Below are 26960 nucleotides of genomic sequence, written 5' to 3' on the forward strand. Positions count from 1 at the left end.
TTAAATTAATCTTTCTGTAAATCTGCCTCAGTAATAAATACATCTCTTGGTTTAGAACCATTAGCGCCAGATATATAATCTAGTTGTTCTAATTGATCCACAATGCGTGCAGCACGATTATAACCAATTTGGAAATGTCGTTGAATTAATGAAGTGGATATATGTCCTTCATGAACCATAAATTCGCACACATCATCAAAAAGTTCATCCTGTGCTTGAGTTTGGTTCTTCTTCAATAGTTCCTTTTCCTCAAATAAATAATTCGGCTCTCTTTGATCTTTAATAAAGTCAACTACATCATCAATTTCTTCATCAGAAACAAATGTGCCTTGTACACGTATAGGCTTGTTCATTCCACTACCAAGATAAAGCATATCGCCGTAACCTAATAAGCGTTCAGCGCCGCCACTATCCAATATAGTTCTAGAATCAACACTAGATGAAACCATAAATGCTATACGTGTTGGAATGTTAGCTTTAATTAAACCAGTAATAACGTTTACTGAAGGTCTTTGTGTAGCTACTAACATGTGTATACCACAAGCACGTGCTTTTTGTGCAATACGTGCAATAGATTGTTCAACTTCTTGAGGTGCCATCATCATTAAATCAGCTAACTCATCAATTACAATAACAATTTTTGGCATTCTTTGCTCATATGAAGCTTTCTTATTAAATGCTGTGATATTTCTAACATGATATTGCGCAAATAATTTATAACGGCGCTCCATCTCATCCACAGCCCATTTCAAGCTTTGCGTAGCTGCTTTTACATCAGTAATCACAGGTGATACTAAATGTGGTAAATCATTATAAGGAGCAAGTTCCACCATTTTCGGATCAATAAGTAATAATCTTAACTCTTCAGGGTGATTCTTATAGAGTAATGACATTAAGATACTATTGATACACACTGATTTACCTGAACCTGTGGCACCAGCGATTAAGGCATGTGGTGTCTTCGCGATATCCATTAATAGTGGTTCGTTATTGATACGATTACCCATTGCTACAGTTAATTTAGAATCGGCATTTTTAAATTTCTGAGTTTCAAGTATCGACTTCAAATTAACTTTAGTCGGGTTCTGGTTAGGAACTTCGATGCCTACAAGACTCGTTCCAGGGATTGGCGCCTCAATTCGAATATCTTTAGCCGCTAAAGCCATTTTAATATCATCTTGTAACGCTGTAATACGCGACACTTTTACGCCTTTTTCCACTGCGAGTTCAAATCTTGTTACACTCGGTCCTCTAGTCACATTTTGAACTTCTGCTGGAACGTTAAAATAATAAAACGCGTCATTCAATTCTTGTTTTTTCTCATCTATCCATGTTTCATCGACATCATATTCTTCAGGCGCTTCTAATAAATCTAAACTTGGCAATTTAATATTAGGCCCTCTTCTAATTGTACTTTTAGCACCAGTTTGAGGTGATGTTTGGACAGAATCTTGTTGTTGATGTTGACCTGTTTCACTATGATTTATAGATGTCTCTTCACTTTCATTTTGAAAATGACTCTCTTCAACTTCATCATGAGGTTGAGCAATCGTATCTGAGATTGTTTCTCCCTCATTGTTATCTTCTTGTTCAACGTGATTTTCAATAATATTAGAATCATTATCCATTAAATGATTATCTTCATGTGATGCTTCTAACTGATCATTTAATATATGATTATCCTCATTATTTAACGATTGTGTGTCGATGTCTGCAGTATCATTTTTAGTAGAAGATGAAGAATGTGATTTAGTATCTGTAGATGCATGAGTAGAGTCAAATTTAGTTTCTGGTTTTAACTCAGGTACATCAACTTTAGAACGTGTTCGTTTATCTTTTTTTGCATCCATCATTTTTTTCTTATCAGATGGTGTCATCACAACATTAAACGGTTTACTTCCTGGTTTAATATTACGTTTAGGTGTACTTGTCTGTTCTTTTATTTCAGTCTCATTATTTTTAATGTCGTTAGACTCGCTATCTTCATTTTGATTAGCCACATTATCTTCGTTATCTACACTAATACTTTCTTCTTTATTAGGTTCAACACTAGATGTTGCGTGGTTAATATCAGCGTCTTGTGAGTGCTCTTCTTCCGCTTCATCATGATATTCACGATTATCGACACTATGTTTAGGTTGATGTCTATCTTCAGTAACAGCTGCTTGTTCTTGATGATTCATTTCTTCACGGTGTTTAGGTGCATATTCAGTATCTGATTCAACCGCATTTTGCACAAAATCAACATTATTATCGGCAGTATCAGTAGTTGAAGGATGGGATTGAACCTCTAAATCTTCATCCCTATTCTCTTCGCTATTTTCAATTTCACGATAGTTCGCCTCATCTATATCACTGTGAGAATCTTCATGTTGATTTGTTTCATTATCAAAGTCTGTAGCTTCCACAACATCTTGATTATCTTCAACCTCATTAGACACTGAGTCAGTTGTTTCAGGTGAGTTAAATTCCTCATTATGCTCATCTGCCACTTCACTTGCATTGACATCACTAACTTTTACATCTTCATCATTCACTTGTTGTACACTAGTAACTTGATTCAAATCAACTTCTTCATAATTATAGTGTGCGTCATCTTCACTGTCTTGTTGTAAATTTTCATCGTGGTTATTTTCATTGAGTTGCTCAGTATCAGTACCCAATGCATTTTCATGTTCTTCATCAAAATGACTCGCATTATCTTCATCATGATCTAGAGAACTTTCACCAATATATTGCTGGGCTTGTTTCGCGTACATTTCATCAATAGCTTTTTGAATACCATCTTCTTCTTCATCCACTTGTTGGCGCTTATGTTGCAACGCTTGCTTAAATCTACGTTTCTGTTGAGCTTTACGCTCTCTCTCACGTCTAATTTCTTCAACAATTTGGGAAGCATAGATATTTTCAATATTGACCGTGTTATCTCTTTGAGAGTAACTTGGTGTTTTACTTTTAGATGACTCAATTTCATTGTTAACATCATTCTGATGTTCAACTTTACTACTATTACTTTTCTGTGTAGAAGACGTAGAGTCGTTGTTCAATTGTGCGTTATTCTTTTCATAATTATGACTATGAGAAGATAACGTTACATTGTCATCTTTTTTAGATGATGTTGACTCATTATTGACGTCATTGTCAGCTGGAGGAATAACTCCGTTTTCAATTGGTCGTCGTTTTTTAGTTCCAAATATCGCTGAAGGTACTTCAGACGTTTTAAAGCTTGGTCGATGATATGTAAAATCAAAATTCATTTTATAATCTGATTTAAAGCGCTCTGATTGTAATTTAAAACGATTATGATTTTGAGAACTTCCTGAGTGCTTTGTATCTTTTGTCTTCGATGCACTTGTACTTGTTGTATGAGTATTATAATCGCTCCTACGTGAAGACGAAGTACGACTTTGAGGTGTTCTATTTTTAAATGAAGGTATGCCAGTATCATCATGATTAGTGTGTGTTCTTCTACGTCGTCTACGCGTCTCATTTGAATCATTGTCATAATGATTAATATCATTATCCTTACTCGAATGATGAGAAGCATAATTATTATCATAATCATCAGTAAGTTGATGTGACTCTGTAAAATCTGGTTCTTCACTTTCACTATCATAATAAATAGCATCTTCGTAATCTTCAGTATCTCTACCGATATCTATCGGAAAGCGAAACTTGCCCTTAGGACGATCATAAATATCATTATTTTCAGGAAGTAGTGCATCATCATCTTGCATTTTTGAGTCTTGACGTCGTTTGTTCTTACGTCTTAGTAATTCTTCATCAGAATCATTATTGTTGTTAAATAAATCGTCAAACCAACTCATACACTTACCCCCTTCCTTTTTTATTCAAAAAATGCTTTGCCGACTTCATAGTCATCAGATAAAACCATAATACCTTTTTCTTGAGGTGCATTTGGTAAGTCTAATTCTCTCATTGAACAAATCATACCACTTGAATCAACGCCTCGTAGTTTAGCATCTTTAATCACCATTCCACTTGGCATTACAGCACCTACTTTAGCGACAACTACTTTTTGTCCTTCATCTACGTTTGGTGCACCACATACAATTTGTAATGTTTCAGTACCTACATCTACTTTAAGCACACTCAATTTATCTGCATCTGGATGCTTTTCTTTAGTGTTCACATATCCAACTACAAATTTTGGTGATAAGTCTGCATCAAGTTTAAAGTCGATACCGGCTTTTGAAATTGCTTGTTGTAATGCTTCTACAAGTTCAGAAGTTAATTTAATATGGCCGTTATTTTCAATTTGATGATAGTTAGAAAAATTAAAAATGTTAAAACCTACAATTTTATCTTCATGAGTGATTGTAACTACATCATTTTTAGTGTTGTACTCAAATGGACCATCAGTAGGCTCGATTTGTAAAAACGCAACGTCGCCTACGCCTTCTTTATTGTAAAATAAATTCATTGTTATTCTCCTCTATTTGCTTTATTTCTTATTATTATATTTTTTACGATTCGCTTCCAAACGTTGAATCACATTAGGATCACGTTTTTGTTTATTATTTTTACCTAAGATGAAGATAGGTTCGAAATGACCTTTTTCATAACCAAATGATAAGGAAGTAATCGGCACAAGTCCTTTAGTAAAGAACTCCATAGTTAAATGGGCCATCACGTCGTAACCTGTTTTATTGCGAATATCTGCAATGACTAACACATCTTGGTGTGGCACGGCTACTAGCATTTCACCTTCACATTGTTGATAGATATCATCTAAAAACTTAGTGTTTAAAATACGACTCGCATCATATCCATCATTGGAATTCACAAAATAGAAAATATTACCTTTTACTTCATCTGTTTTAAATTTATTTTGTAATTTGCGCACGTTGAATAAAGACATTTCTTTCACTTGTTGCGCAGTTAATCCAAGTGTTTCAAGCATACTTTCATCAATCAAACGATAGGATTTTCCTAAATCAAGTGCGTAGTAAATGTTAGTTTCTGCAGTATGCTCATCTATAATAAATTTGTGACCTTCTTGCGTCTTTTTATCAAAACTAGTTGCCCGAATAACAGGCATGACTTGGATATCACTCATACGTGAAAGTCCCTCATCATCCATTTGAGCTACAGCTTCTTCGACGTAATACACAATTTCATCAACGATTTTTTCTTTTTGTTCTTCATATTTAGCAACAATCGCGTTTAACTTAATTGTTACACCTTTATGATTGTCTTGTCTGTATATACGTAAGGTTTCTTCCTCACGGTCGAACTTAAAATCGACGTTTAAATGGCTTAAACGTTGCTTTAATTTATCTCTCATTTGAAAGACGTTCATAATTAACAACACTCCTATATTCGCACCTTATCATATTTTACAATAAATAAGCATTCAATTACAGAAAAATTCATCTAATATACGAATTCATTTTAATCAATTAAAGTACTAAAAGGTTTATCGCATATAATTTCTGAAATAAAACAATACTATTTCGAATGAAAGTTAACTATATTGATTTAAGAATTCATCAATTTGTTCAATTGATTTACGTTCTTTACCAATATAACTTCCTACAAGTTCTCCTTGTTTATATACTAAAAAACTTGGAATACCCATAATATCATTTTCAATAGCTAAATCTATAAACTCATCTCTATCAACTGATACAAATTTAAAATCTGTGTATTTTTCTTCTAATTTAGGTAGATCTGGTTCAATTACGCGACAGTCTGGACACCATCCCGCAGTAAATTCAAATACTGTGTGACCCTGTTTTAAATCTTCAAATTGTTGTTCAGATTCTAATTTAATCATAAATTTTCTCCTTCATTTTGAAATTGTAATGTATTAATTTGATTATCATCTAAGTTAATTATTGCTTGTTTTAATAACTGACGGGCTGAGAAGTAATCTCGAATATCAAAAATCGCATTGGTACTGTGAATATATCTTGCACATACCCCGATAACAGCTGTTGGAATACCTTGATTTGCTTTATGAATTTCTCCGCCGTCTGTACCACCTGGAGAAATATAATATTGATGGTTGATATCATAGCGTTCTGTAAGATTTAATAAGTAATCTCGGAACGTAGGTTGAAGAATCATTGTACCGTCTTTAATTCGAATCAATGTCCCCTTACCTAATTCTCCAGATAATTGTTGTTTACCTTTAATATCATTCGCTGGAGAACAATCGACAACAAATGCCACATCGGGTTGAATTAATTCAGCTGAAGCTTTAGCACCTCTTAAACCTACTTCTTCTTGAACATTAGCTCCTACATATAAATCAACATCTAACTCAACATCTTTGAGTAATTCTAATATTTCAATTGCAATGACACAACCATAACGATTGTCCCATGCCTTAGCACTAAAACGATGTTCAGTTAATTGTGTGAATGGCGCGTAAGGTACAATCGTGTCACCGATTTCGATACCACGTTCTCTTACTTCATTATCACTTTCAGCTCCGATATCTAACATTAAGTCTTTAATTTCTGGCGCTGCTTCGTTACCAGTTCTAAAATGTTTAGGGATATTAGCAACCACTCCGACTACATTTTGACCTTTTCTATTTTTAACCTGTAATCGTTGACCTTGCCAAATATCATTTGCTACGCCACCAAGATTGGTAAATTGTAACATCCCATTAGAAGTAATATTCGTCACCATGAATCCAATCTCATCCATATGTGCAGCAATCATTACACGTTTCGCATTTGCCTTCTTAGACTTCTTAATACCGAAAAAACCACCCATGTGATTCGTCACAAACTCATCTACATAAGGTGTCATTTCTTTTTTCATAAACGCACGCACTTGTTCTTCAAACCCTGGTGCGCCATGCAATTCTGTTAACGTTTTAATACGTTCTAAAGTTTTGTCATTTTGCATCTTATAAACACGCTCCTTAAATGTATTATATCATTTTGATTATGGTAAACTAATGATATGAACTAATTATAGAGAGGTAAGGATTATGACACGTCAAACTTATAAATACATCTCCATTCCTGTAGCTCTAACACTTGGTTTATCTACAGCGATTGTGTTTTATTTTCTTTTTGAAAATAACAGAGTTAAAGACCCTGGCAAGATATTAGAAGAAGCGAAATCTTATTTCATGGACATAAAAGGCTCGTACATTCTTCATCAGCCATTTGTCGACAATAACCTCTATTCAGAAAGATTAATTTACCAAGGTGGCATTACACAAAACAAACATAATAAGAATATTGAATACGTGTTCTACGCAGACGCTAAAACAGGTGAAATCTTAAATATTCAAGAATTATAATTTTCGATATCTTTTAAAAGCAAAATATAGAGAGAAATGCTAAACAACCAAAAAGCACCAGGCAACTTTAGATCGTTGCTTGGTGCTTTTATTAGTTCTCTTAAAGCTATAAAAAATAAGCTAGTACATTAATCATTGGCGTCTTCCAATGTAATTAATGTGAATCTAGCTTAACTAATGTTTAATATTATTATGAAACTTCGCTTCCATACGATAGATACGTGATCCCTTATCAGAGAATTTCTTTTCATATTCAGTTAAGATATTATCTTCGTCATCTTCATCGTGAAGATTTAAATTTAATTTAGTAAAATACATACCGTATTGCGACATACTTTCTAAACTGAAGGCAAACAATCCTCGGTTATCTGTTTTAAAATGAATTTCTCCATCTTCTTCAAGAATTTGTTGATACAACGCTAGAAACGTATGATATGTTAAGCGACGTTTAGCGTGTCTTTTCTTAGGCCATGGATCTGAGAAGTTTAAATAAATTCGAGATACTTCATTATCTTTAAAATATTCATTTAATTCAATCGCATCGTTACAAATCATTTTTAAATTTGTGAGGTTTTGTTCTTTCACTTTGTCTAGAACTTTATACATAACGCTTTTTTCTCGTTCCATAGACACGAAATTAATCTCAGGATATTTAGCAGCTAACGTCGTAATAAATTGTCCCATACCAGAGCCAATTTCAATATAGATAGGTTGTTGTTTATCAAACCATTCCGTCATTTTTCCTGCATGTGTGCCGTCCATATCCACTAAATCCGGATGCGATTTTAAATAATCTTCCGCCCATGGTTTGTAGCGAACTCTCATACGTGATATCTCCTTAAATAAATAAGTTACTATTCATAACTTCATTTAAAAATTTTAACCAAGTGTTCATATCTTTAAATCTCTTTTGTTCTTCATACCATTGCACCATGCCAATAGATTGAATAACTGTATACCATTTCATACGTTTATTTAAATCAATCGTTTCTTCGACACCATACGTGCTAAACCATTGAGACCATTTCTTCTTGGGAACGTAGTTGTAGAGCAACATGCCTATGTCTATCGCAGGGTCAGCAATCATTGCGCCTTCCCAATCCACTAAGTACAATTCATCTCTGTCAGATAACAGCCAATTATTATGATCAACATCACCGTGAACTACTGTAAAGAAACGTGGATCTAAATTTGGTATATGCTCTTCTAGATAAGTTAAAGCTTTACGCACGATATGATGAGTTAATACCTCTCTGGATAATGAAGTATTAATTTTTTTCAACATAATTGTCGGTGTAATAGGTTCCATTTCCATGCGTTTTAGCATATTAAGTAATGGTTTAGAACCATGTATTTTTTTCAATAATTCAGCTACTCTAGTTTGATACATTTCAGAAGGTTCTAACTCTCTACCGTTCTTCCAATGTTGAGCTGTAACGACTTCGCCTGTTTCAATACGTTTCGTCCATACTAATTTAGGTACAATGCCTTCTGCTGATAACGCTGCTATAAATGGATTAGAATTACGTTTTAAGAATAACTTCTGACCATCTTGTTCAGCCATATATGCTTCACCTGAAGCTCCTCCAGCTGAGTCAAGCGTCCACCCTAACTGATAAAACTGCTCCAACTCGTTCACCTCACTTTCAATTAGAAAATGGCTCGAGAAATATAGTTTTCAAGAGCCATATATTCTAATTTGTTATATCCCGTTGTTGGAATAACGCGATTACACTATGTTTTCATAGATATTAATTTTAAAATAATTAGTTTTTATTGTCCCTTAGACGTTTAAATATTAATGACGTCTCTTTAATCACTCATTGATGATTTTATAATTTTTAGCCTTATTTTTCAACTGAAAATGAGAAACAAAAAGATACATTTTACTAGTCTGAGATGGCTAAAATTCCGTTAAATCTTTAAGTAACAGTATATCATATTATTACCCTATTTGCCGGACAATTTTCGTTTAAAACCAATAAAAAATAATCATCTTATTCAACTCGATTTAAACTAGCAGCAAAAGCTTGGTCTCTCGCTAGTTAAATCAAAAAGTTAAATAGATGATTATTTTAAAATTTATTCATAATTATGGGAGCGGAACAAAAATCCAAAGTAATTTCGAAGATGTCTTCGTTTCGCTCCTGTAACGTTGGCTGAAAATGAATAAAGTATAATTATAGATTAGGAAATTACATTCAAGTTTTTGCTTATCATTGAGTTTTGCCTAAACCCTAAAAACTTTTGTCCCAATCTTTAGATGCTTAATTAATTACTTCTAGTCTCAATATATTTGTCGAACCCTTCTTGTAATTTACGAGTAATAGGTCCTACATTGCCATCCCCAACAGTTTCACCATCTAATTTAATCACAGGCATTACTTCTGCTGAGGTACTAGAAATGATGATTTCATCTGCATTTTTCAAGAATTCAACGTCAAATGTTTCTTCGATAAATGGAAGTTCATAGTCTTCAGAAATCCATTTAATCACTTTACGAGTTATACCATTTAAAATGTAATTATTAACGGGATGAGTATAGATTTTACCATCTTTAATCGCATATACGTTGCTTGAAGCACCTTCAGTGACCGTTTCGCCTCTATGTTGAATTGCTTCACTAGCGTTATATTTTACGGCATATTCTTTAGCAAGTACGTTACCTAAAAGATTCAAACTTTTAATGTCACAACGTAACCATCTAATATCTTCAACAGTTACAGCATTAATGCCATTCTTCAAATCTTCATATGGCCGATCATAGCTTTTCGCAAAAGCCATTAACACTGGTTTCACTTCTGGAGTCGGAAAGCTATGTTCGCGTGGCGCAACCCCACGTGTAGCTTGAATATAAACGCCACCACTTTTAATTTCGTTAACTTCTAAGAGTTGTCTCACAATGTCGATTAATTCTTCTACTGTATATCCAAGGTCTATTTGGAGTTCTCCTGCACTTCTAATAAAACGTTCAAAGTGCTCGGTAACTGTAAATAACTTGCCATCATAGGCTCTAATATATTCGTAAATACCATCGCCGAATACATAGCCTCGGTCCTCGTACGATACTTTAGCGTCTTCTTGATTAAGAAATTCACCGTTAATAAATACTTTTGTCATAGTTTAACCCTCCACACATAGCGCATAAATTGCTTCTAAATAGATACTTGTTGCATTGAATAATTGTTTTTTAGTAATATATTCATTCTTTTGATGCATTAAATCTTCAGAATCTGCAAACATTGCTCCGAATGCTACACCTTTATCAAGGTTTCTAGCATATGTGCCACCACCGATTGTATAAGGTTCTGACATATCTCCTGTTTGATTTCTATACACTTCTACTAGTGTTTGTACAAATGGATCATTTTTATCAACGTAATGTGGTTTTTGAACTTTACCTAATTCAATATCGAAGCCTTGTTCTTTAATTTCTTTAGTAAAACGTTCAATGGCTTCTTCAAATTCAAAACCTTGAGGATAACGTAAGTTGATTCCGAATCTGCCTCCATTTTTGTTGTCATAAGAAATGACGCCTACGTTGGTAGTCACATCTCCCATAATATCAGTATGGAATTTCATTCCCATTTTCTCACCAAAATGAGATTCGTGTAGATAACGATTACTGAATTCTGCAAATGATTTGGCAGTTTGATTTAGATTTAATGTTGATAAGAATTCTAATAAGTATAAGCCGGCGTTGACACCTAATGATGGGTCCATACCGTGTACGGCTTTACCTTCAACTGTTAATACTAATTCGCCACTATCAACGACGCCTTCACCTTGTAATTTATGTTCATCTAAAAATTGTTCAAAGTGTTGGACTACATCTGTCATATTTTCTTTTACAAGCACACGTGCTTTGGCATGATCAGGCACCATGTTATAGCGTTGACCAGATTCGAATGATAATAACTCATCATCTGGTTCATTAGAATCTTCAAACGTAGACGTTTGGACTAAATCGAATGTTGTAATACCTTTTTCCCCATGAATTGCTGGGAATTCTGCATCGGGTGCAAAACCTAATGTTGGCATTTCTTCAGTTTGGAAATATCTTTCTGTACATTTCCAATCAGATTCTTCATCTGTACCTATGATGATATGAATTCGTTTTTTCCAATCTACATTCATGTCATTTAAAATCTTAACTGCGTAATACGCAGCAATTGTTGGACCTTTATCATCAAGTGTCCCTCTAGCAACGATAGCGTCATCTGTGACAACTGGTGTAAATGGATCAGAATCCCATCCGTCTCCAGCTGGCACCACGTCGACATGGCATAATACACCTAAAACATCATCGCCATCGCCCGCTTCAATTCTTCCTGCTATATGGTCTACATCATGTGTAGAAAAACCATCTCTCTCGGCAATTTTATACATATAGTCAAGTGCTTCACGAGGTCCTGGGCCAACTGGCGTTTCGCTAGTAGCTTGTGAATCATCTCTAACACTCTCAATTGAAAGTAGACCTTTTAAGTCATCAATAATCTGACTTTCATATTCTTGAACTTTTTCTTTCCACATTCGAGATCAACTTCCTTTTCAATAGATTTACACTTTATTTTACATAACTATGACGATAAATTACAGTGAGATGTCAGAATATTTATTAGTTTTTATAAAAAAAGAGCGAGAACATTAAGTTCTCACTCAAAAACATCTTCGCTATAATAAAATTTAATCTTTATCTTCTAATGCATTTTTATTATTTTTTAAATCTTCTTCAGTGACAACTCTTAAATTATTATTAACAGTTGTACCACCTTCATCATCAAATTTACCTTCTTCTAAATCATCCGTTTTATTAGGATTAGAATTTAAATCAGTAAATTTTGATTTTTCTTGTTCAATAAATGATTTTGGATCATTTTTTAAACGGTTAGCATAGTCTTGAGGATTATTTCTTACCTCTTGAATCGTTTCATTCGCTTTTGAACCGATTTGATTTGCTAAACCTTTAGCATTTTCTTTATAACCTTCTGGATCTTCTTTATATTTATTATATTGTTCTTTTAATTTATCTCTGCTTTCTTTACGAGATAACACGACAGCTGCAACTGCTGCTCCAACTCCAGCAACAATTCTTAATAAACCTGTACTTTTAGCCATAGTTAACACCTTCTCCTTTATTATTGCTGTAATAGTTTTAATTCTTCATCAGTGAGTAATCTATACTCACCTGATTGAAGTTTTTCATCTAACACTAAATTAGCGATTTTAAGACGTTTTAATTCTAATACCTCATTTTCGATAGCATGAAACATCCTTTTTACTTGATGGTACTTACCTTCATAGATTGTCACATGTGATAGGTTTTCGTTAACTTTAACTAATTCTGCTGGTTTGACCGGCCCGTCTGATAGTTCTAGACCATTTTCAAAAGCAAGAATATCATCATTGGTGATTGGAGTCGCTGACACAACTTCATAAGTCTTCGACACGTGTTTAGATGGGCTCATCAAATCATGATTAAATTGGCCGTCATTGGTGATTAAAAGTAATCCTTCAGTATCTTTATCTAATCGTCCAACTGGAAATATATCTAAATGTTGATACTCCGGAATCAAATCGATAACAGTTTGAGCTGAATTATCGTGAGTGGCAGAAATATATCCTTTAGGTTTATTTAACATCACATAAACATTATTGATATACGCAATTTTTTCACCATTCACAAAGATAACATCAGTATCTGGATTAATTTGAGTTTTAGGTGGTTTTTCTATTTTATCATTAACGGTTACGCTACCTTTTTTTAAAATTTGTTTAACATCAGTGCGCGTACCTACACCCATATTGGCCAGAAATTTATCTAATCTCATCGTAAGAACCCAACTTTACGACGAATTTTACCAGGTAAGTCACCTAAAAATTCATCTGCTAAACGATTCTTAATCGTGATTGTGCCATAAATTAAGCCACCGACAATGACACCTAAGATTAAGATGATTAAAGCGCCAAATTTACGTTCTACTGGAATAAATAAACTTAAGATTAAATATACTACTTCAACGCTAATCATCATGATTAAACTATAAATAAATATCTTAGCGACTTGAACAAATGTATCTGTAAAATGATACTTCGCATGAACTTTTAAAACCATTAAATTTGCAATATTCGCTACTAATAAGGCAATTGCTGTACTTAACACAGCGCCTGGCGTGTGGAACAACATGATGAAAGGAATATTTAAAATCAATTTCACTAATACCGCTCCAAGAATAATAAATACGGTTAATTTTTGCTTATTAATACCTTGTAACATTGAAGCTGTAACACTTAATAAAGATATTAAGATAGCGACTGGCGCATAGTAAAATAAGATCTTGTTACCATCTGGATTATATTGATAAAAGACTGTGTATAACGGTGAAGCTAACGCCATTATTCCTAAACTTGCTGGCACAGTTATGTACATTAATACGCCAATTGAAGTTTGAATTTGACGATGCATTTCCGTTAAGCGTCCTTCAGCAAACGTTTTTGTGATAAACGGAATTAAACTTACCGCAAACCCTGCTGCTAATGATGTCGGAATCATCACAATTTTATTAGTTGTGAAGTTTAAGATAGTAAAGAAATAGTCTTTATTTGCATGGAATCCTACTGCATCAAGCGCATTATTATGTGTGAATTGGTCTACTAAGTTGAATAGTGGGAAATTCAAACTAACAATAACGAAAGGAATACTATATGAAATAATTTCTTTATACATTTTGGTATAGGAAACTTCTAAACCTGTATGATCTGATTCAACCATCTTATCTATATGTGGTTTACGTTTCTTCCAATAGTACCAAAGTGTAAGTAACCCGGCGATAGCACCTATCGCAGCTGCAAATGTTGCTACGCCATTTGCACTTAAATAAGAACCATGGAATACATTGATAACTAAGTAACTGCCAATTAAAATAAAGATAATTCTTGCAAGTTGTTCTGTTACTTCAGACACTGCTGTTGGGCCCATGGATTCATAACCTTGAAAGACACCTCTCCATGTAGCTAATAGTGGTATAAAGACTACAACTACACTTATGATTCTAATAATCCATGTGATATCCTGGATAGTCCATCCACCTACGCCTTCTTTTTGGCCTAAGGTGATTCTTGCAATATCAGGTGCCAGCACAAATAAAATTAAAAATCCTATAACCCCTGATATACTCATAATAATAAAACTCGATCTATAGAGCTTTTGCCCTACTTTATATGCTCCTAACGCATTATATTTAGCTACAAACTTAGAAGCTGCTAATGGAATCCCAGCAGTTGCAACGGCAATAGCAATATTGTAAGGAACATATGCATAGTTAAATGGAGCTAATTTTTCCTCAGCATTGGCGCCCATAATCGCATAGAATGGTATTACAAACAGTACGCCTAATACTTTTGTAATTAAAATACTCAATGTAATCAGAAAGGTGCCACGTACCATTTCCTTATTTTCACTCATATTTAATCTTCCTACCTTTTTAATAATCGATATAATTAATTTACAATCTGCACATTCTAACGGCTTGCATTAATATAAAATATATCACAAAATACTTATTGTTTCCCATATCTTTAACAGTTTCATTAAAATTATTAACTAACACTATATCGAATATACATATATAATTTAATTTACAGAACCAATCTTAAATTATAACTAATTTTATTTAGAATTCAAATTAATACCAAATACTGACGATGAAGACAAATTGCAAACGGAGGTCACGCAATGTATCAAACAATTATAATTGGCGGAGGACCAAGTGGTCTTATGGCCGCTTTCGCAGCGAGTGAACATAGTGATAAAGTCCTTTTATTAGAAAAGAAAAAAGGTCTAGGTCGTAAACTTAAAATTTCAGGTGGTGGCAGATGTAATGTTACTAATCGTCTCCCCTATGCAGAAATTATTGAAAATATTCCAGGTAATGGCAAATTTTTATATAGCCCATTTTCAGTTTTTGATAATGAATCAATCATTGAATTTTTTGAATCGCGTGGGGTAAAACTTAAAGAAGAAGATCATGGACGTATGTTCCCTATGTCCAACAAGGCTCAGGACGTGGTCGATACATTAGTGAATACGATTAAATCGAATAATGTGGAAATTAAAGAAGAAACAGTTGTTAAGAATGTTGCTATTGCGGAAAATGGTCATTTTATAGTTCACACTCAAAATGAAACTTTTGAATCCACGTCATTAGTTATTGCCACGGGTGGTACTAGCGTGCCTCAAACTGGTTCAACCGGAGATGGTTATGTTTTTGCTGAACAATTCGGCCATTCTATTACAGAACTTTTCCCAACTGAAGTACCTATTACTTCTAGTGAACCTTTTATTAAGTCTAAACAACTCAAGGGTTTAAGTTTAAGAGACGTTGAGTTATCTGTCTTAAAGAAAAATGGTAAAAAACGTATAAGTCATCAAATGGATATGATCTTTACACACTTTGGTATAAGTGGACCTGCCGCTTTACGATGCAGTCAATTCGTATATAAAGAACAAAAAAATCAAAAGAAGCAAGATATAAAAATGCAATTAGATGTGTTTCCAGATTTGAAACGTGCTCAATTAGAAGAAAAAATCTTAAAATTATTAAAAGATGAACCTGATAAATATTTAAAAAATAGTTTAAGAGGATTGTTAGAAGAACGATACTTGCTCTTTATGCTTGAGCAATCAGAAATCGACAATGATACCACCTACCATCATCTTTCAAATCAACAATTAACACGCTTAATTGATAATTTGAAAGGCTTTACGTTTACCGTTAATGGTACCCTTCCTATTGAAAAAGCTTTTGTTACAGGTGGAGGTGTGTCTCTTAAAGAATTATGGCCAAAAACAATGATGTCTAAAAAACAAGCCGGCTTATTTTTATGCGGTGAAGTACTAGATATTCATGGTTATACTGGCGGTTATAATATCACGAGTGCGTTAGTGACGGGACATGTAGCCGGAAATGAAGCGGGTAAATTCAAACCAGAAGATTAAGTTATTGCTTACAAAAAGTTAATTTCAAATTGAGTGATAAATATAAATAGCTCGACGATGTTTTCAAAGTCACTTTTGAAGTCATCGTCGAGCTATTATTTTATATGTTATATCATCTAATCGAAGAATCTATTAAATACTTTCTATTTCAGTTCCTTCAGAACCCCATGCATTCATACCGCCGTCAACATTGACAGCATTAATTTCTTGGTCTTCTAAATAGTTCACAACTTTAGCGCTACGAACGCCAGCTGCACAGATAATATAATATGTTTCATTTTTGTTAAAGTGATTTAAGTTATCAGGAATTTCATTCATTGGAATTGTTTTCGCACCAGGAATGATACCTAATGCAGTTTCTTCGTCAGTTCTCACATCAATGACATTCACAGGATTAGACCCTAGTAATTTTTCTTTTAATTGATCTATTGAAATACTTTCCATATATAAAACTCCTTTAATAATTATTTAACAACGATATTCACTAATTTTTGAGGTACTGCAATTATTTTTTTAATTTCTTTACCCTCAATAGATAGTTTAACATTTTCATCTTCTAATGCTAAATCTTGCATTTCTTCTTTAGATAAGTCTTTAGGAATTTGTAATTTGGCTCTCACTTTACCGTTCACTTGAACGACGATTTCTACTTCTGAATCAACTAATAATGATTCATCATATGTTGGCCATGGTTGGTAAGTAATTGTGTCATTATTACCAAGACGACTCCATAGTTCTTCACCAATGTGTGGTGCAATTGGTGCTAACATTTTCACAAAGCCTTCAACATAAGATTTATAAATACTATCCACTTTATAACATTCATTAATGAAGACCATTAATTGACTGATAGCTGTATTAAAGTTAAGTGTTTCAAAATCTTCCGTAACTTTCTTAACTGTTTGGTTATAGACTTTATCAAGAGATTTATCGTTAGTGTCATCAACTTTGCTAGATAACGTGCCATCTTCGTTAATGAGTAATCTCCATACACGGTCTAAGAAACGTCTAGAACCATCTAAGCCATTTTCACTCCATGCGATAGAAGCATCTAAAGGTCCCATAAACATTTCGTAAAGACGTAACGTATCGGCACCGTGGGATGCTACGATATCATCAGGGTTGACCACGTTACCTTTCGATTTACTCATTTTTTCATTTCCTTCACCAAGAATCATACCTTGGTTGAATAATTTTTGGAAAGGTTCTTTTGTTGGTACTACGCCTAAATCATATAATACTTTGTGCCAGAATCTTGCATATAATAAGTGAAGTACTGCGTGTTCTACCCCACCAATATATAAATCAACTGGTAACCAATGTTTTAATTTTTCAGGATCTGCTAACATTTTGTCATTATGTGGGTCGATATATCTTAAGTAATACCAACAACTACCTGCCCATTGTGGCATTGTATTTGTTTCACGACGACCTTTCATACCAGTCTTTTCATCAACGACATTTACAAAGTCATCGATATTTGCCAATGGTGATTCACCTGTACCAGAAGGTTTAATTTCATCCGTTTCAGGTAGTAATAATGGAAGTTCTTCTTCTGGCACTGTTGACATAGTACCATCTTCCCAGTGAATAACTGGAATTGGTTCGCCCCAATAACGTTGTCTACTAAATAACCAGTCTCTTAGTTTATAGTTAACCTTTTTCTCACCAGCATTTTTAGCTTCCAATAACTCAATTGCTTTAGCAATCGCTTGTTCATTGTCTAAGCCATCAAGTTCTCCAGAATTAATATGTGCGCCTTCACCAGTATATGCTTCTTTGGCAACGTCGCCACCTTCAATTACTTCAACGATAGGTAATTCAAACTTAGTAGCAAATTCGTGGTCGCGTTCGTCATGTCCAGGAACCGCCATTACTGCCCCTGTGCCGTAGCTAGATAATACATAATCTGCAATCCAAATTGGTAATTTTTCTCCAGATAAAGGATTAATCGCATAGGCACCTGTGAAGACACCAGATTTATCTTTAGCTAAATCAGTACGTTCTAAATCAGACTTTTTAGAAGCATCTTCTTGGTATTTTTTAATTTCTTCTTGTTTTTCATCTGCTGTAATTGTATTAACTAATGCATGCTCTGGGCTTAATACTAAGAACATTGTTCCAAAGATTGTATCTGGACGTGTAGTGAAGACATCTATTGTTTCGCCGTATCCTTCTACTTCAAAAGACACGCGCGCGCCTTCAGAACGGCCAATCCAGTTATATTGCATATCTTTGATTGAATCAGGCCAATCTAATTCTTCTAAATCTTCAATTAGTCGATCAGCGTATTCTGTAATTTTAAGTACCCATTGTTTCATTGGTCTTCTATATACTGGGTGTCCACCACGTTCAGACACACCATCTACAACTTCTTCGTTAGATAGTACAGTACCTAAAGCCGGGCACCAGTTTACTGCTACTTCATCTACATAAGCTAAACCTTTATTATATAATTGGATGAAGATCCATTGCGTCCATTTATAGTATTCAGGGTCAGTAGTATTCACTTCTCTATCCCAATCATAACTAAAGCCTAATTCTTGAATTTGACGTTTAAATGTTTGTACGTTTTGTTTTGTAAATTCTCTTGGATCATTACCAGTATCTAATGCATACTGCTCAGCTGGTAAACCAAATGCATCCCATCCCATTGGATGTAAAACGTTATACCCTTGCATACGTTTATAACGTGAGACGATATCTGTAGCTGTATAACCTTCTGGATGTCCTACATGTAACCCTGCCCCTGATGGATATGGAAACATATCTAGCGCATAGAATTTCTTTTGACCTAAATTGTCATTGGCTTTAAACGTTTTGTTGTCAGCCCAATAAGCTTGCCACTTTTTTTCAATTTCATTGTGATTGTAACCCAAAGCATTTTCCTCCTAAAATATAAAAACATCTCAAACTATTACAATTTGTGTAGGGACGACTCAGAGCCGCGGTACCACCCTATTTCACATCAAGATGTGCACTTTATAATAGTAAGAGATGTTTAAAATTTAATTATTTAACGGTAAGTTCACTTAATTCTTAACACTAGTTTACACCACCACTAGCTCTCTTTCGAAAAGTATTTAAGCTACTACTCCAATACATTTTAATATTATGAGATTCGCGTCTTAATTGCAAGTGGTTGAGCTAACTTTTAATCGTGTGCTAAGAATTTTGTCTCTTTTTACCTTTTGGAAGTCCGCTATCAAAAATTGATACAAAGAATAAACCTACGAATAACAGTACGATCATTCCAATGAACATGACGCTCATATTAAAGGCATCAACTAAAATACCACCAATAAGTGGACCAAACGCTTTACCTACTGTAGAAGCGGAGTTGACTACGCCTTGATATTGGCCTTGCTTACCTTCTGGGGCTAAATAATTAGCGATTGCTGGTACAGCTGGCCAGATGAACATTTCACCAAATGTAAGAATAATCATACCAATTAAGAACACTGAAAATTGTTCAGCAAAACTTGTAACTAGAAAAGATAACATAAACACAAAAATCCCAACTATCATTTGAGATTTCAAGTTACCTTTTAATAATGTAATTATAGGTCTGATTAATGGTTGTGCAACTAATATCATAATGCCGTTAACCGTCCATAATACACTATATTGAGGTAATGAGATATTAAGTTCTTGCGTAAATGATGCAATTGAACTTTCCCATTGAATATAAGCTATCCAACAAATACTAAACATAGCACATAATAAAAGAAGTGCTACGAAACGCTTTTTATTCTCTTTACCATGAATATCAAGGCTATCTGGCACTCTCACTTTAGCATGATACTCTAAATTGAATTGCGTAGTAGCTACTATACCAAATAGTACGTACATTACTAAGTTAGCAATGAAGATATAGTTAAAACTAAATTCAGCTACAAACCCGCCTAACGCAGCGCCTGCAGCTACACCAATATTTTGCGCTAAATAAATAGCGTTAAATGTCGTTCTTCCTCCGTTTGGCCAAACAGCTCCAGCCATCGCATAAATTGCGGGAACAATCATACCGCCACCGAAGCCTAATAATACTAACCATAATGCATACCAAGGCCATCCATGGAAGAAGTTTAACAACGTAGTACTTATTAAACATGTAACAGTACCTATCATGATTGTTCGATATCCGCCTAACTTATCGAACAACGTGCCACCTAGTAAATTTCCGACTACCATACCAAATGAATTAATCATTAGAACGATACTAGCAATTGTCAGGCTTTTACCAAGTTCTTCTTTCATATATATCGTGTTTAAAGGCCATAAAAAGCTAGAGCCAGTTATATTTAGTGCCATACCAATAACTAGCCACCATACTGATCTAGGTATATTCATATTTAATGTCCCCTCTTTATATATTTATCGAAGTACAATAAACACTATAACATTAAAGTATGTTAAAATCTTTACTTAGAACTAAGTTAGATAGAAAGGAAAATGTCTTATGGGTAATTATTTCCCGTATGCCTTTGAAAACAAACGATATCATACATGGAACTACCATTTGAAAAATAAATTTAATCAAAAAATATTTAAGGTTGCACTCGATGGAGGATTTGATTGTCCCAATCGTGATGGCACTGTAGCACATGGTGGCTGTACATTTTGTTCTGCAGCCGGAAGCGGTGATTTTGCGGGTAATAGAGCAGATCCTATCGAAGTGCAATTCCAACAGATTAAAGACCGCATGCATGAAAAATGGAGCGAAGGTAAATATATCGCGTATTTTCAAGCGTTTACTAACACACATGCCCCAGTTGAAGTCTTAAAAGAAAAATATGAACCTGTCTTAAAAGAAGAAGGCGTTGTAGGCTTATCTATCGCAACACGTCCAGATTGTTTACCAGATGACGTAGTGGAATATTTAGCTGAATTAAATGAACGTACGTATCTATGGGTCGAACTAGGCTTACAAACCGTACATCAAGAAACTTCAGACTTAATTAACCGTGCACACGATATGAAGACTTATTATGAAGGTGTAGCTAAATTAAGAAAACATAACATTAATGTATGTACACACATTATTAACGGTCTACCTGGTGAAGATTATAATATGATGATGGACACAGCGAAAGAAGTAGCTCAAATGGATGTGCAAGGCATTAAAATTCATTTACTCCACCTATTAAAAGGCACGCCTATGGTTAAACAATATGAAAAAGGTATGCTTGAGTTTATGTCTCAAGATGATTATACAAACTTAGTTTGTAATCAACTTGAAATTTTACCACCTGAAATGATTATTCATCGTATTACCGGAGACGGCCCAATAGACTTAATGGTCGGTCCTATGTGGAGTGTCAATAAATGGGAAGTTTTAAATGAAATTGATAATGAATTAGCACGTCGAGAGTCATATCAAGGTAAATTCTATAAAGCGGAGTCAAAAGTTAAATCATGAAATTAGAACGTATTCTTCCATTTTCAAAAACATTAATAACCAGTCATATACAGGAAGATAGCATTGTTATTGATGCAACGTGTGGCAATGGGTATGACACACTCTTTTTAGCCGAGCACGTACCACATGGTCACGTGTATGGCTTTGATATTCAAAAAAGTGCTATTCAAAATACGGCAGAAAAAGTTAAAAACTATAATAATGTCACACTAATTCAAGATGGACATGAAAATATAGTCGAGCACTTAGATGTAACTAAAAGTGGCATGGTAGATGCAGCGATTTTTAATCTTGGTTATTTACCTAAAGGTGATAAATCAATCGTTACTCGTCCTGAAACTACTATTAAAGCAATTGACAGTATTTTTAATGTGCTTAATGTAGAAGGTATTATCGTTTTAGTCATTTATCATGGCCATGAAGAAGGACAAGTTGAACGTGATGCCATTCTCAATTATTTAGAACAATTTAATCAAAATAAGGCACATATCTTAAAATATCAATTTATTAATCAAGTGAATCATGCCCCATTTATATGTGCAATTGAAAAACGTTAAGGCATCGCCATTGACTAACATATAGGTTTCAAGCTAAATGCCCTATCGTACTAAATCATAATATATTAAACAAGCTCTGATTGAATTTTAAAATTTCATCAGAGCTTTAAATATATATTCAGTTTAACTTGAAAACATTTACACGCCCATTAAAGAATTTAAGCTATTCTCTAAGGATTCATATTTTTTCTTAATCATTTTAGAAATAAATTCTAATAACTCAGTTTTAAATTGAGACTTTTCTTCATTAAAATGAATAATTACTGTGCGTTCATCATCAAGTGGGCGTTCTTTATTAATCCACCCTGCATGAACTAAATTGTTATATGTACTGGTACGTTTGTATGATTTAATGCTCACATAGCTATCCATTTCTTTTAACGTCATGGACCCTTTATCCCATAAAGTAAGCAAAATAAGTACTTCTTCCTTAGTTAAATCATACGATTCATAAATGACTTTGAAAATAGAGTTGATTTCTTTACACAATTCTTCTAATTGTAATATCATAGTGACGCTTTCTTCAGCTTGATTACTCAATGTTGACCCCTCCCTTACGATTTAGACACCTGTTTAAATAATCAATCACCCATAATATATTAATTATTTACCCATTCTATTTAATTATAATTAAATATAACTAAATAAATTTATAATTTTTTATATTTAGAATATACCAATATCACAATTTACATTCAACTTTCCTGATTTTCCCATATTTTTAGCTATTTAAAAGATTGAATATATTAATTTAATTAATTATCGAGGCGTGTCACTTATTAAACAAAAGTTAAAAAAATACAGTTCAGAACCTGGATGTATGTTCCAAACTGTATGATTTAAAAGATGACCCTAATACATTTATAAAATATCCTCAATTTCATCTTCTTTAACGATAAATCCCATAGTATTAACACTATTATTAAGGAAAGTTAAGACGTAGCGCATCACTTGATCACGTTCAGGTTCATTGTGAACTTCATGATATAAACCGGGCCAAGCTTTAAAGTATAATTCTGATGTTGCTAATTGAGTTTTTAAATTAGCGATAGCTCTGACGTCTAATAATTTATCTTCAGTACCGTACATTAGTAACGTTGGCATTGGTTTTATATCTTTGATATGTTGTGACGTTTCTTTCATCGTTTCAATCACGATGTTGTACCATTTATATGTAACTTTTTTAAGCATTAAGCCATCTTGTTCTGTTTCTTCAATCACTTCAGGGTTACGTGTTAATTCACTATAATCAATACCTAATTTAAATCGTGCATCTTTATTTCCTTTGCCAATATTTGAAATGAACATGTTTTTACGAGTTTTGTTATTTCTCTTTAATTCAAGCATTGGAGAAATTAACATCATGCCTTCAATCGGTAATTCTGTCTTTTCAAGCATATTTAACACAATTAAACCGCCTAATCCTACACCCATAACGAAAGTTGGGATTTTATATTCATTAGCTACACTTACCCATTCGATAAGCTTTTCATGATAGATTTCGAAATTTTTAAGTTGACCTTTATTGGCACGAGAAGTTTGTCCCTGCCCTGGCAAATCACCCATAATAACATGATAGCCATTGCGTCTTAACATTGTAATGACATAAGCATAACGACCCGTATGCTCTAAAATATTATGTAATATAACGACAACGCCTTTAGCGTCGTGTTCAGTTTCCCACTTCCACATGATTATTAATCCCTTCTCACTTATATTTCAACACAAGTATTATATCAAATAATTACATCTAATTGGCACTCATGCGTATGTATGATTCAGAGGAATTTACATTTTAAAATTAGAGATTTTGAAATTAAATTGTAATTCTACCTATTTAATTAGGGTATACAGTAATGGAAACGCTTTCTTATAGCTCTTTTTCGTGCTAAACTTATTAATAAATAATAGATTATGGGGAATATGGAGGAATTTAGTATGTCACTTTTCAGAAACTTTTTTATTGCCTTATCTAATAGTAGCTATTTAAATGAAACTGCTCGAAAATTAGGTCCAAGAATGGGCGCAAATAAGGTAGTAGCGGGTAACACAATCGAACAATTAATTGATACAATTGAGTATCTTAATGATAAAAATATTGAAGTAACGGTAGATAATCTTGGTGAGTTTGTAGGCACTGAAGCCTTAGCAACTCAAGCTAAAAACGAAATTCTAGAAGTTATGCAAGCCGTTAAAGATTATGATGTAGACGCACATATGTCAGTTAAATTAAGTTCATTAGGTGGAGAATTTGATACTGAATTAGCCTACCAGAATTTAAGAGAAATTTTATTAAAAGCTGATGAATTTGATAAGATGCATATTAATATTGATACTGAAAAATATGACAGTTTACAACAAATCATCAAAGTACTAGATCGCTTAAAAGGTGAATTCAGAAATGTAGGTACCGTAATCCAAGCCTATTTATACGATGGACTAGATTTAATTGATAGATATCCTGAATTGCGTTTACGTTTGGTTAAAGGCGCTTATAAAGAAGATGAAAGCATTGCCTATCAAACGAAAGAAGAAATCGATGCTAATTACATAAAAATCATCGAAAAACGACTTCTAAACGCGAAGAATTTTACATCTATCGCTACACATGATGATAAAATTATTAATCACGTTAAACAATTTGTTAAAGATAATAATATTGAAAAAGACGCCTTTGAATTCCAAATGTTATATGGTTTCCGTAGTGAATTAGCAGAAGAAATTGCACATCAAGGTTATCATTTCACAGTCTATGTACCGTATGGTAATGACTGGTTTGGTTACTTCATGCGTCGACTTGCTGAACGTCCTCAAAACTTAGCGCTTGCATATCAAGAGTTTGTATCTACTGAAACACTTAAAAAAGTGGGTCTAACTAGTGCTATTGGTTTAGGTGCGCTCGCAGCGATTTCAGGTGCCGTAAAATTCTTTAGACGCTAAATTTAAAACAAATTATTAATACTCTTATTAAAAAAGCCCTAAAATGATTTCTGATTAAAGAAACCATCTTAGGGCTATTCATTTATCATTTTCTTCTAGATTAAAATTGTTTTAACAAGTTCGCCATTTCAATTGCGCTAACTGCAGCATCTGCGCCTTTATTACCTGCTTTAGTACCTGCTCTTTCAACAGCTTGCTCAATACTTTCAGTAGTTACTACACCAAAGATAACTGGAGTATCAGATACATCGTTCGCTTTTGATACACCTTTTGCTACTTCATTACATACGTAATCATAATGAGATGTAGCACCTCTAATTACACATCCTAAAGTAATTACTGCATCATATTCGCTTTTTTGAGCTAATTTTTTAGCAACTAATGGAATTTCAAAAGCACCTGGTACAAATGCAACATCAATATTATTGTCATCTACACCATGTCTAATTAATGTGTCTTTCGCTCCATCTAATAAACGATTTGTTATAAAATCATTAAAACGACTTACTACTATTGCAACTTTTAGATCCGTACCTACTAATTTACCTTCAAAATTCATATTAAAAGCCTCCTATAATAAATGTCCCATTTTAGTTTTTTTAGTCATCATATATACATGATTATGTGCAGTTTCCGGCACAATAATTTCTGTGCGTTGCGCTACTTTAATTCCATATTCTGTTAAGCCTTCAAATTTCTTAGGATTATTACTTAATAAATTAACTTGCTGTACATTAAAATAATTTAAAATTTGAGCAGCTATATGATAATCTCTTAAATCTTCATCAAAACCTAAAGCTAAATTTGCTGTAACTGTATCATGACCTTGCTCGATTAATTCATAAGCTTTCAATTTATTAATTAACCCAATACCTCTACCTTCTTGAGGTAAGTAGATAATTAAGCCACCATGCTTATTAATATAATCCATTGAGGCTTCTAATTGAGCCCCACAATCGCATCGTTGACTATGAAAGATATCCCCTGTTAAACACGCTGAATGAATTCGAACATTTTCAGTGGCACGAGGTTCACCTTTCGCAAGTACAACTATTTCCTCATCAGTAAATTCTGATTGGAAACCATACATTTCAAAGTCACCATTATCAGTCGGCATTTGTACACGTGCTTTTAATTTCACTTCATTCATATTATGTTTACGAAATTTAACTAAACTCTCAATTGTAATCATTTTTAAATTATGACGTTCTTTGAAGCGTTGAAGTTCTTCGCCTTTAGCCATAGTGCCATCATCATTCATGATTTCACAAATCACACCTGCTGGCTCAGCATCACTTAATTTAGCTAAATCCACTGCCGCTTCTGTATGACCTGTTCTTTCAAGCACACCTTTATCTTTAGCGATTAATGGGAATAAATGACCCGGTCTATGAAAATCTTCTGCAGTAGACTCTGAGTCAATTAAAGCACGAGCGGTGGCCATACGGTCAAAGGCACTAATTCCTGTTGAAGTCGTCACGTGATCAATACTAACTGTAAAATTAGTACCGAAACCATCCGTGTTATGTTCGACCATTGGCATAAGGTTTAAACGTTGAGCTATGTGCGTACTGATTGGCGCGCAAATTAGGCCACGCCCTTCTTGTGCCATAAAATTTATTGTATTATCATTCATCCACTGAGTAACTGCAATTAGGTCGCCTTCATTTTCACGGTCTTCATCATCTACAACGATAATACTTTCACCGCGTTTTAAAGCTTCAATTGCTTCGCTAATTTCATCAAATTTCATCGGTT

The 26960-nt window shown here is 33.8% G+C and carries 24 protein-coding genes and 1 other annotated feature; of the genes, 5 read left to right on the forward strand and 19 right to left on the reverse strand.

What is annotated here, in order from left to right:
• Positions 1-5: 5 nt before the first annotated feature.
• The 5 genes from HS848_RS06090 to HS848_RS06110 form a co-directional block, all read right to left on the reverse strand.
• A complete protein-coding gene (locus HS848_RS06090) occupies positions 6-3827 on the reverse strand; it encodes a DNA translocase FtsK (RefSeq protein ID WP_198611610.1) in 3822 nt (1273 codons plus the stop codon).
• 20 nt (positions 3828-3847) lie between these two features.
• The gene (ytpR, locus tag HS848_RS06095; protein ID WP_198611611.1) at positions 3848-4444 is read right to left on the reverse strand and encodes a YtpR family tRNA-binding protein; all 597 of its coding nucleotides are present in this window, start codon (positions 4442-4444) and stop codon (positions 3848-3850) included.
• A gap of 21 nt (positions 4445-4465) precedes the next feature.
• Entirely contained in the window at positions 4466-5323 is an 858-nt protein-coding gene (locus HS848_RS06100; protein WP_107507554.1) for a DUF1444 domain-containing protein, read from the reverse strand.
• A gap of 165 nt (positions 5324-5488) precedes the next feature.
• Entirely contained in the window at positions 5489-5800 is a 312-nt protein-coding gene (locus HS848_RS06105) for a thioredoxin family protein (protein WP_107507555.1), read from the reverse strand.
• On the reverse strand, positions 5797-6885 hold the full coding sequence (locus HS848_RS06110; protein WP_198611612.1) for a M42 family metallopeptidase: 1089 nt from the start codon (positions 6883-6885) through the stop codon (positions 5797-5799). The genes HS848_RS06105 and HS848_RS06110 overlap by 4 nt, the downstream gene beginning before the upstream one ends.
• A gap of 85 nt (positions 6886-6970) precedes the next feature.
• Here HS848_RS06110 and HS848_RS06115 point away from each other — a divergent pair, with 85 nt between their 5' ends.
• Entirely contained in the window at positions 6971-7288 is a 318-nt protein-coding gene (locus tag HS848_RS06115; RefSeq protein WP_198611613.1) for a PepSY domain-containing protein, read from the forward strand.
• A 174-nt stretch (positions 7289-7462) separates the two neighbouring features.
• Here HS848_RS06115 and trmB read toward each other — a convergent pair whose 3' ends face one another.
• The 7 genes from trmB to HS848_RS06150 form a co-directional block, all read right to left on the reverse strand.
• On the reverse strand, positions 7463-8113 hold the full coding sequence (trmB, locus tag HS848_RS06120; RefSeq protein WP_107507558.1) for a tRNA (guanosine(46)-N7)-methyltransferase TrmB: 651 nt from the start codon (positions 8111-8113) through the stop codon (positions 7463-7465).
• A gap of 13 nt (positions 8114-8126) precedes the next feature.
• Positions 8127-8918 (reverse strand): phosphotransferase family protein, encoded by a 792-nt coding sequence (locus HS848_RS06125; RefSeq protein WP_107507559.1) that lies wholly within the window; start codon positions 8916-8918, stop codon positions 8127-8129.
• A 641-nt stretch (positions 8919-9559) separates the two neighbouring features.
• Positions 9560-10408 (reverse strand): D-amino-acid transaminase, encoded by an 849-nt coding sequence (gene dat / locus HS848_RS06130; protein WP_198611614.1) that lies wholly within the window; start codon positions 10406-10408, stop codon positions 9560-9562.
• A 3-nt stretch (positions 10409-10411) separates the two neighbouring features.
• Positions 10412-11821 carry a Cys-Gly-3M3SH dipeptidase gene (locus HS848_RS06135; RefSeq protein ID WP_198611615.1) on the reverse strand — a complete coding sequence of 470 codons (1410 nt, stop codon included), beginning with the start codon at positions 11819-11821 and terminating at the stop codon, positions 10412-10414.
• A gap of 153 nt (positions 11822-11974) precedes the next feature.
• Entirely contained in the window at positions 11975-12406 is a 432-nt protein-coding gene (locus HS848_RS06140) for a YtxH domain-containing protein (protein ID WP_198611616.1), read from the reverse strand.
• 20 nt (positions 12407-12426) lie between these two features.
• Entirely contained in the window at positions 12427-13119 is a 693-nt protein-coding gene (locus HS848_RS06145) for a pseudouridine synthase (protein ID WP_198611617.1), read from the reverse strand.
• The gene (locus HS848_RS06150) at positions 13116-14753 is read right to left on the reverse strand and encodes a putative polysaccharide biosynthesis protein (RefSeq protein WP_198611618.1); all 1638 of its coding nucleotides are present in this window, start codon (positions 14751-14753) and stop codon (positions 13116-13118) included. The genes HS848_RS06145 and HS848_RS06150 overlap by 4 nt, the downstream gene beginning before the upstream one ends.
• Before the next feature lie 270 nt (positions 14754-15023).
• Here HS848_RS06150 and HS848_RS06155 point away from each other — a divergent pair, with 270 nt between their 5' ends.
• Positions 15024-16286 (forward strand): BaiN/RdsA family NAD(P)/FAD-dependent oxidoreductase, encoded by a 1263-nt coding sequence (locus tag HS848_RS06155; RefSeq protein ID WP_198611619.1) that lies wholly within the window; start codon positions 15024-15026, stop codon positions 16284-16286.
• Positions 16287-16418: 132 nt separating this feature from the next.
• Here the strand turns inward: HS848_RS06155 and HS848_RS06160 are convergent, their stop codons facing one another.
• The 3 genes from HS848_RS06160 to HS848_RS06170 form a co-directional block, all read right to left on the reverse strand.
• Positions 16419-16730, reverse strand: a complete 312-nt coding sequence (locus HS848_RS06160) for a rhodanese-like domain-containing protein (RefSeq protein WP_107507566.1) — start codon at positions 16728-16730, stop codon at positions 16419-16421.
• A gap of 20 nt (positions 16731-16750) precedes the next feature.
• The gene (leuS, locus tag HS848_RS06165; RefSeq protein WP_198611620.1) at positions 16751-19165 is read right to left on the reverse strand and encodes a leucine--tRNA ligase; all 2415 of its coding nucleotides are present in this window, start codon (positions 19163-19165) and stop codon (positions 16751-16753) included.
• A 48-nt stretch (positions 19166-19213) separates the two neighbouring features.
• Positions 19214-19400: a binding site (T-box leader), on the reverse strand.
• Between the two features lie 51 nt (positions 19401-19451).
• Positions 19452-20636 carry an MDR family MFS transporter gene (locus tag HS848_RS06170; protein ID WP_198611621.1) on the reverse strand — a complete coding sequence of 395 codons (1185 nt, stop codon included), beginning with the start codon at positions 20634-20636 and terminating at the stop codon, positions 19452-19454.
• Between the two features lie 109 nt (positions 20637-20745).
• On the opposite strand from HS848_RS06170, the gene HS848_RS06175 reads away from it, so the two are divergent.
• Positions 20746-21705, forward strand: coding sequence for a TIGR01212 family radical SAM protein (locus HS848_RS06175; protein ID WP_198611622.1), 960 nt, complete (start codon positions 20746-20748; stop codon positions 21703-21705).
• A complete protein-coding gene (locus tag HS848_RS06180; protein WP_198611623.1) occupies positions 21702-22262 on the forward strand; it encodes a class I SAM-dependent methyltransferase in 561 nt (186 codons plus the stop codon). Before HS848_RS06175 ends, HS848_RS06180 begins: the two co-directional genes overlap by 4 nt.
• A 138-nt stretch (positions 22263-22400) precedes the next feature.
• Here HS848_RS06180 and HS848_RS06185 read toward each other — a convergent pair whose 3' ends face one another.
• Both HS848_RS06185 and HS848_RS06190 read right to left on the reverse strand, forming a co-directional pair.
• The gene (locus HS848_RS06185) at positions 22401-22802 is read right to left on the reverse strand and encodes a transcriptional regulator, SarA/Rot family (RefSeq protein WP_408642061.1); all 402 of its coding nucleotides are present in this window, start codon (positions 22800-22802) and stop codon (positions 22401-22403) included.
• 321 nt (positions 22803-23123) lie between these two features.
• Complete coding sequence (locus tag HS848_RS06190) at positions 23124-23954, reverse strand: alpha/beta fold hydrolase (RefSeq protein ID WP_198611624.1); 831 nt, start codon at positions 23952-23954, stop codon at positions 23124-23126.
• Positions 23955-24200: 246 nt separating this feature from the next.
• Here HS848_RS06190 and HS848_RS06195 point away from each other — a divergent pair, with 246 nt between their 5' ends.
• Positions 24201-25202 (forward strand): proline dehydrogenase family protein, encoded by a 1002-nt coding sequence (locus HS848_RS06195; RefSeq protein ID WP_198611625.1) that lies wholly within the window; start codon positions 24201-24203, stop codon positions 25200-25202.
• Positions 25203-25302: 100 nt separating this feature from the next.
• Here the strand turns inward: HS848_RS06195 and ribH are convergent, their stop codons facing one another.
• Together ribH and ribB are read right to left on the reverse strand one after the other, a co-directional pair.
• The gene (gene ribH, locus HS848_RS06200; RefSeq protein ID WP_198611626.1) at positions 25303-25761 is read right to left on the reverse strand and encodes a 6,7-dimethyl-8-ribityllumazine synthase; all 459 of its coding nucleotides are present in this window, start codon (positions 25759-25761) and stop codon (positions 25303-25305) included.
• 12 nt (positions 25762-25773) lie between these two features.
• A complete protein-coding gene (gene ribB / locus HS848_RS06205) occupies positions 25774-26955 on the reverse strand; it encodes a 3,4-dihydroxy-2-butanone-4-phosphate synthase (protein WP_198611627.1) in 1182 nt (393 codons plus the stop codon).
• Positions 26956-26960: the final 5 nt, after the last annotated feature.

The sequence above is a fragment of the Staphylococcus caledonicus genome (assembly GCF_016238465.1).
Lineage (GTDB): Bacteria > Bacillota > Bacilli > Staphylococcales > Staphylococcaceae > Staphylococcus > Staphylococcus caledonicus.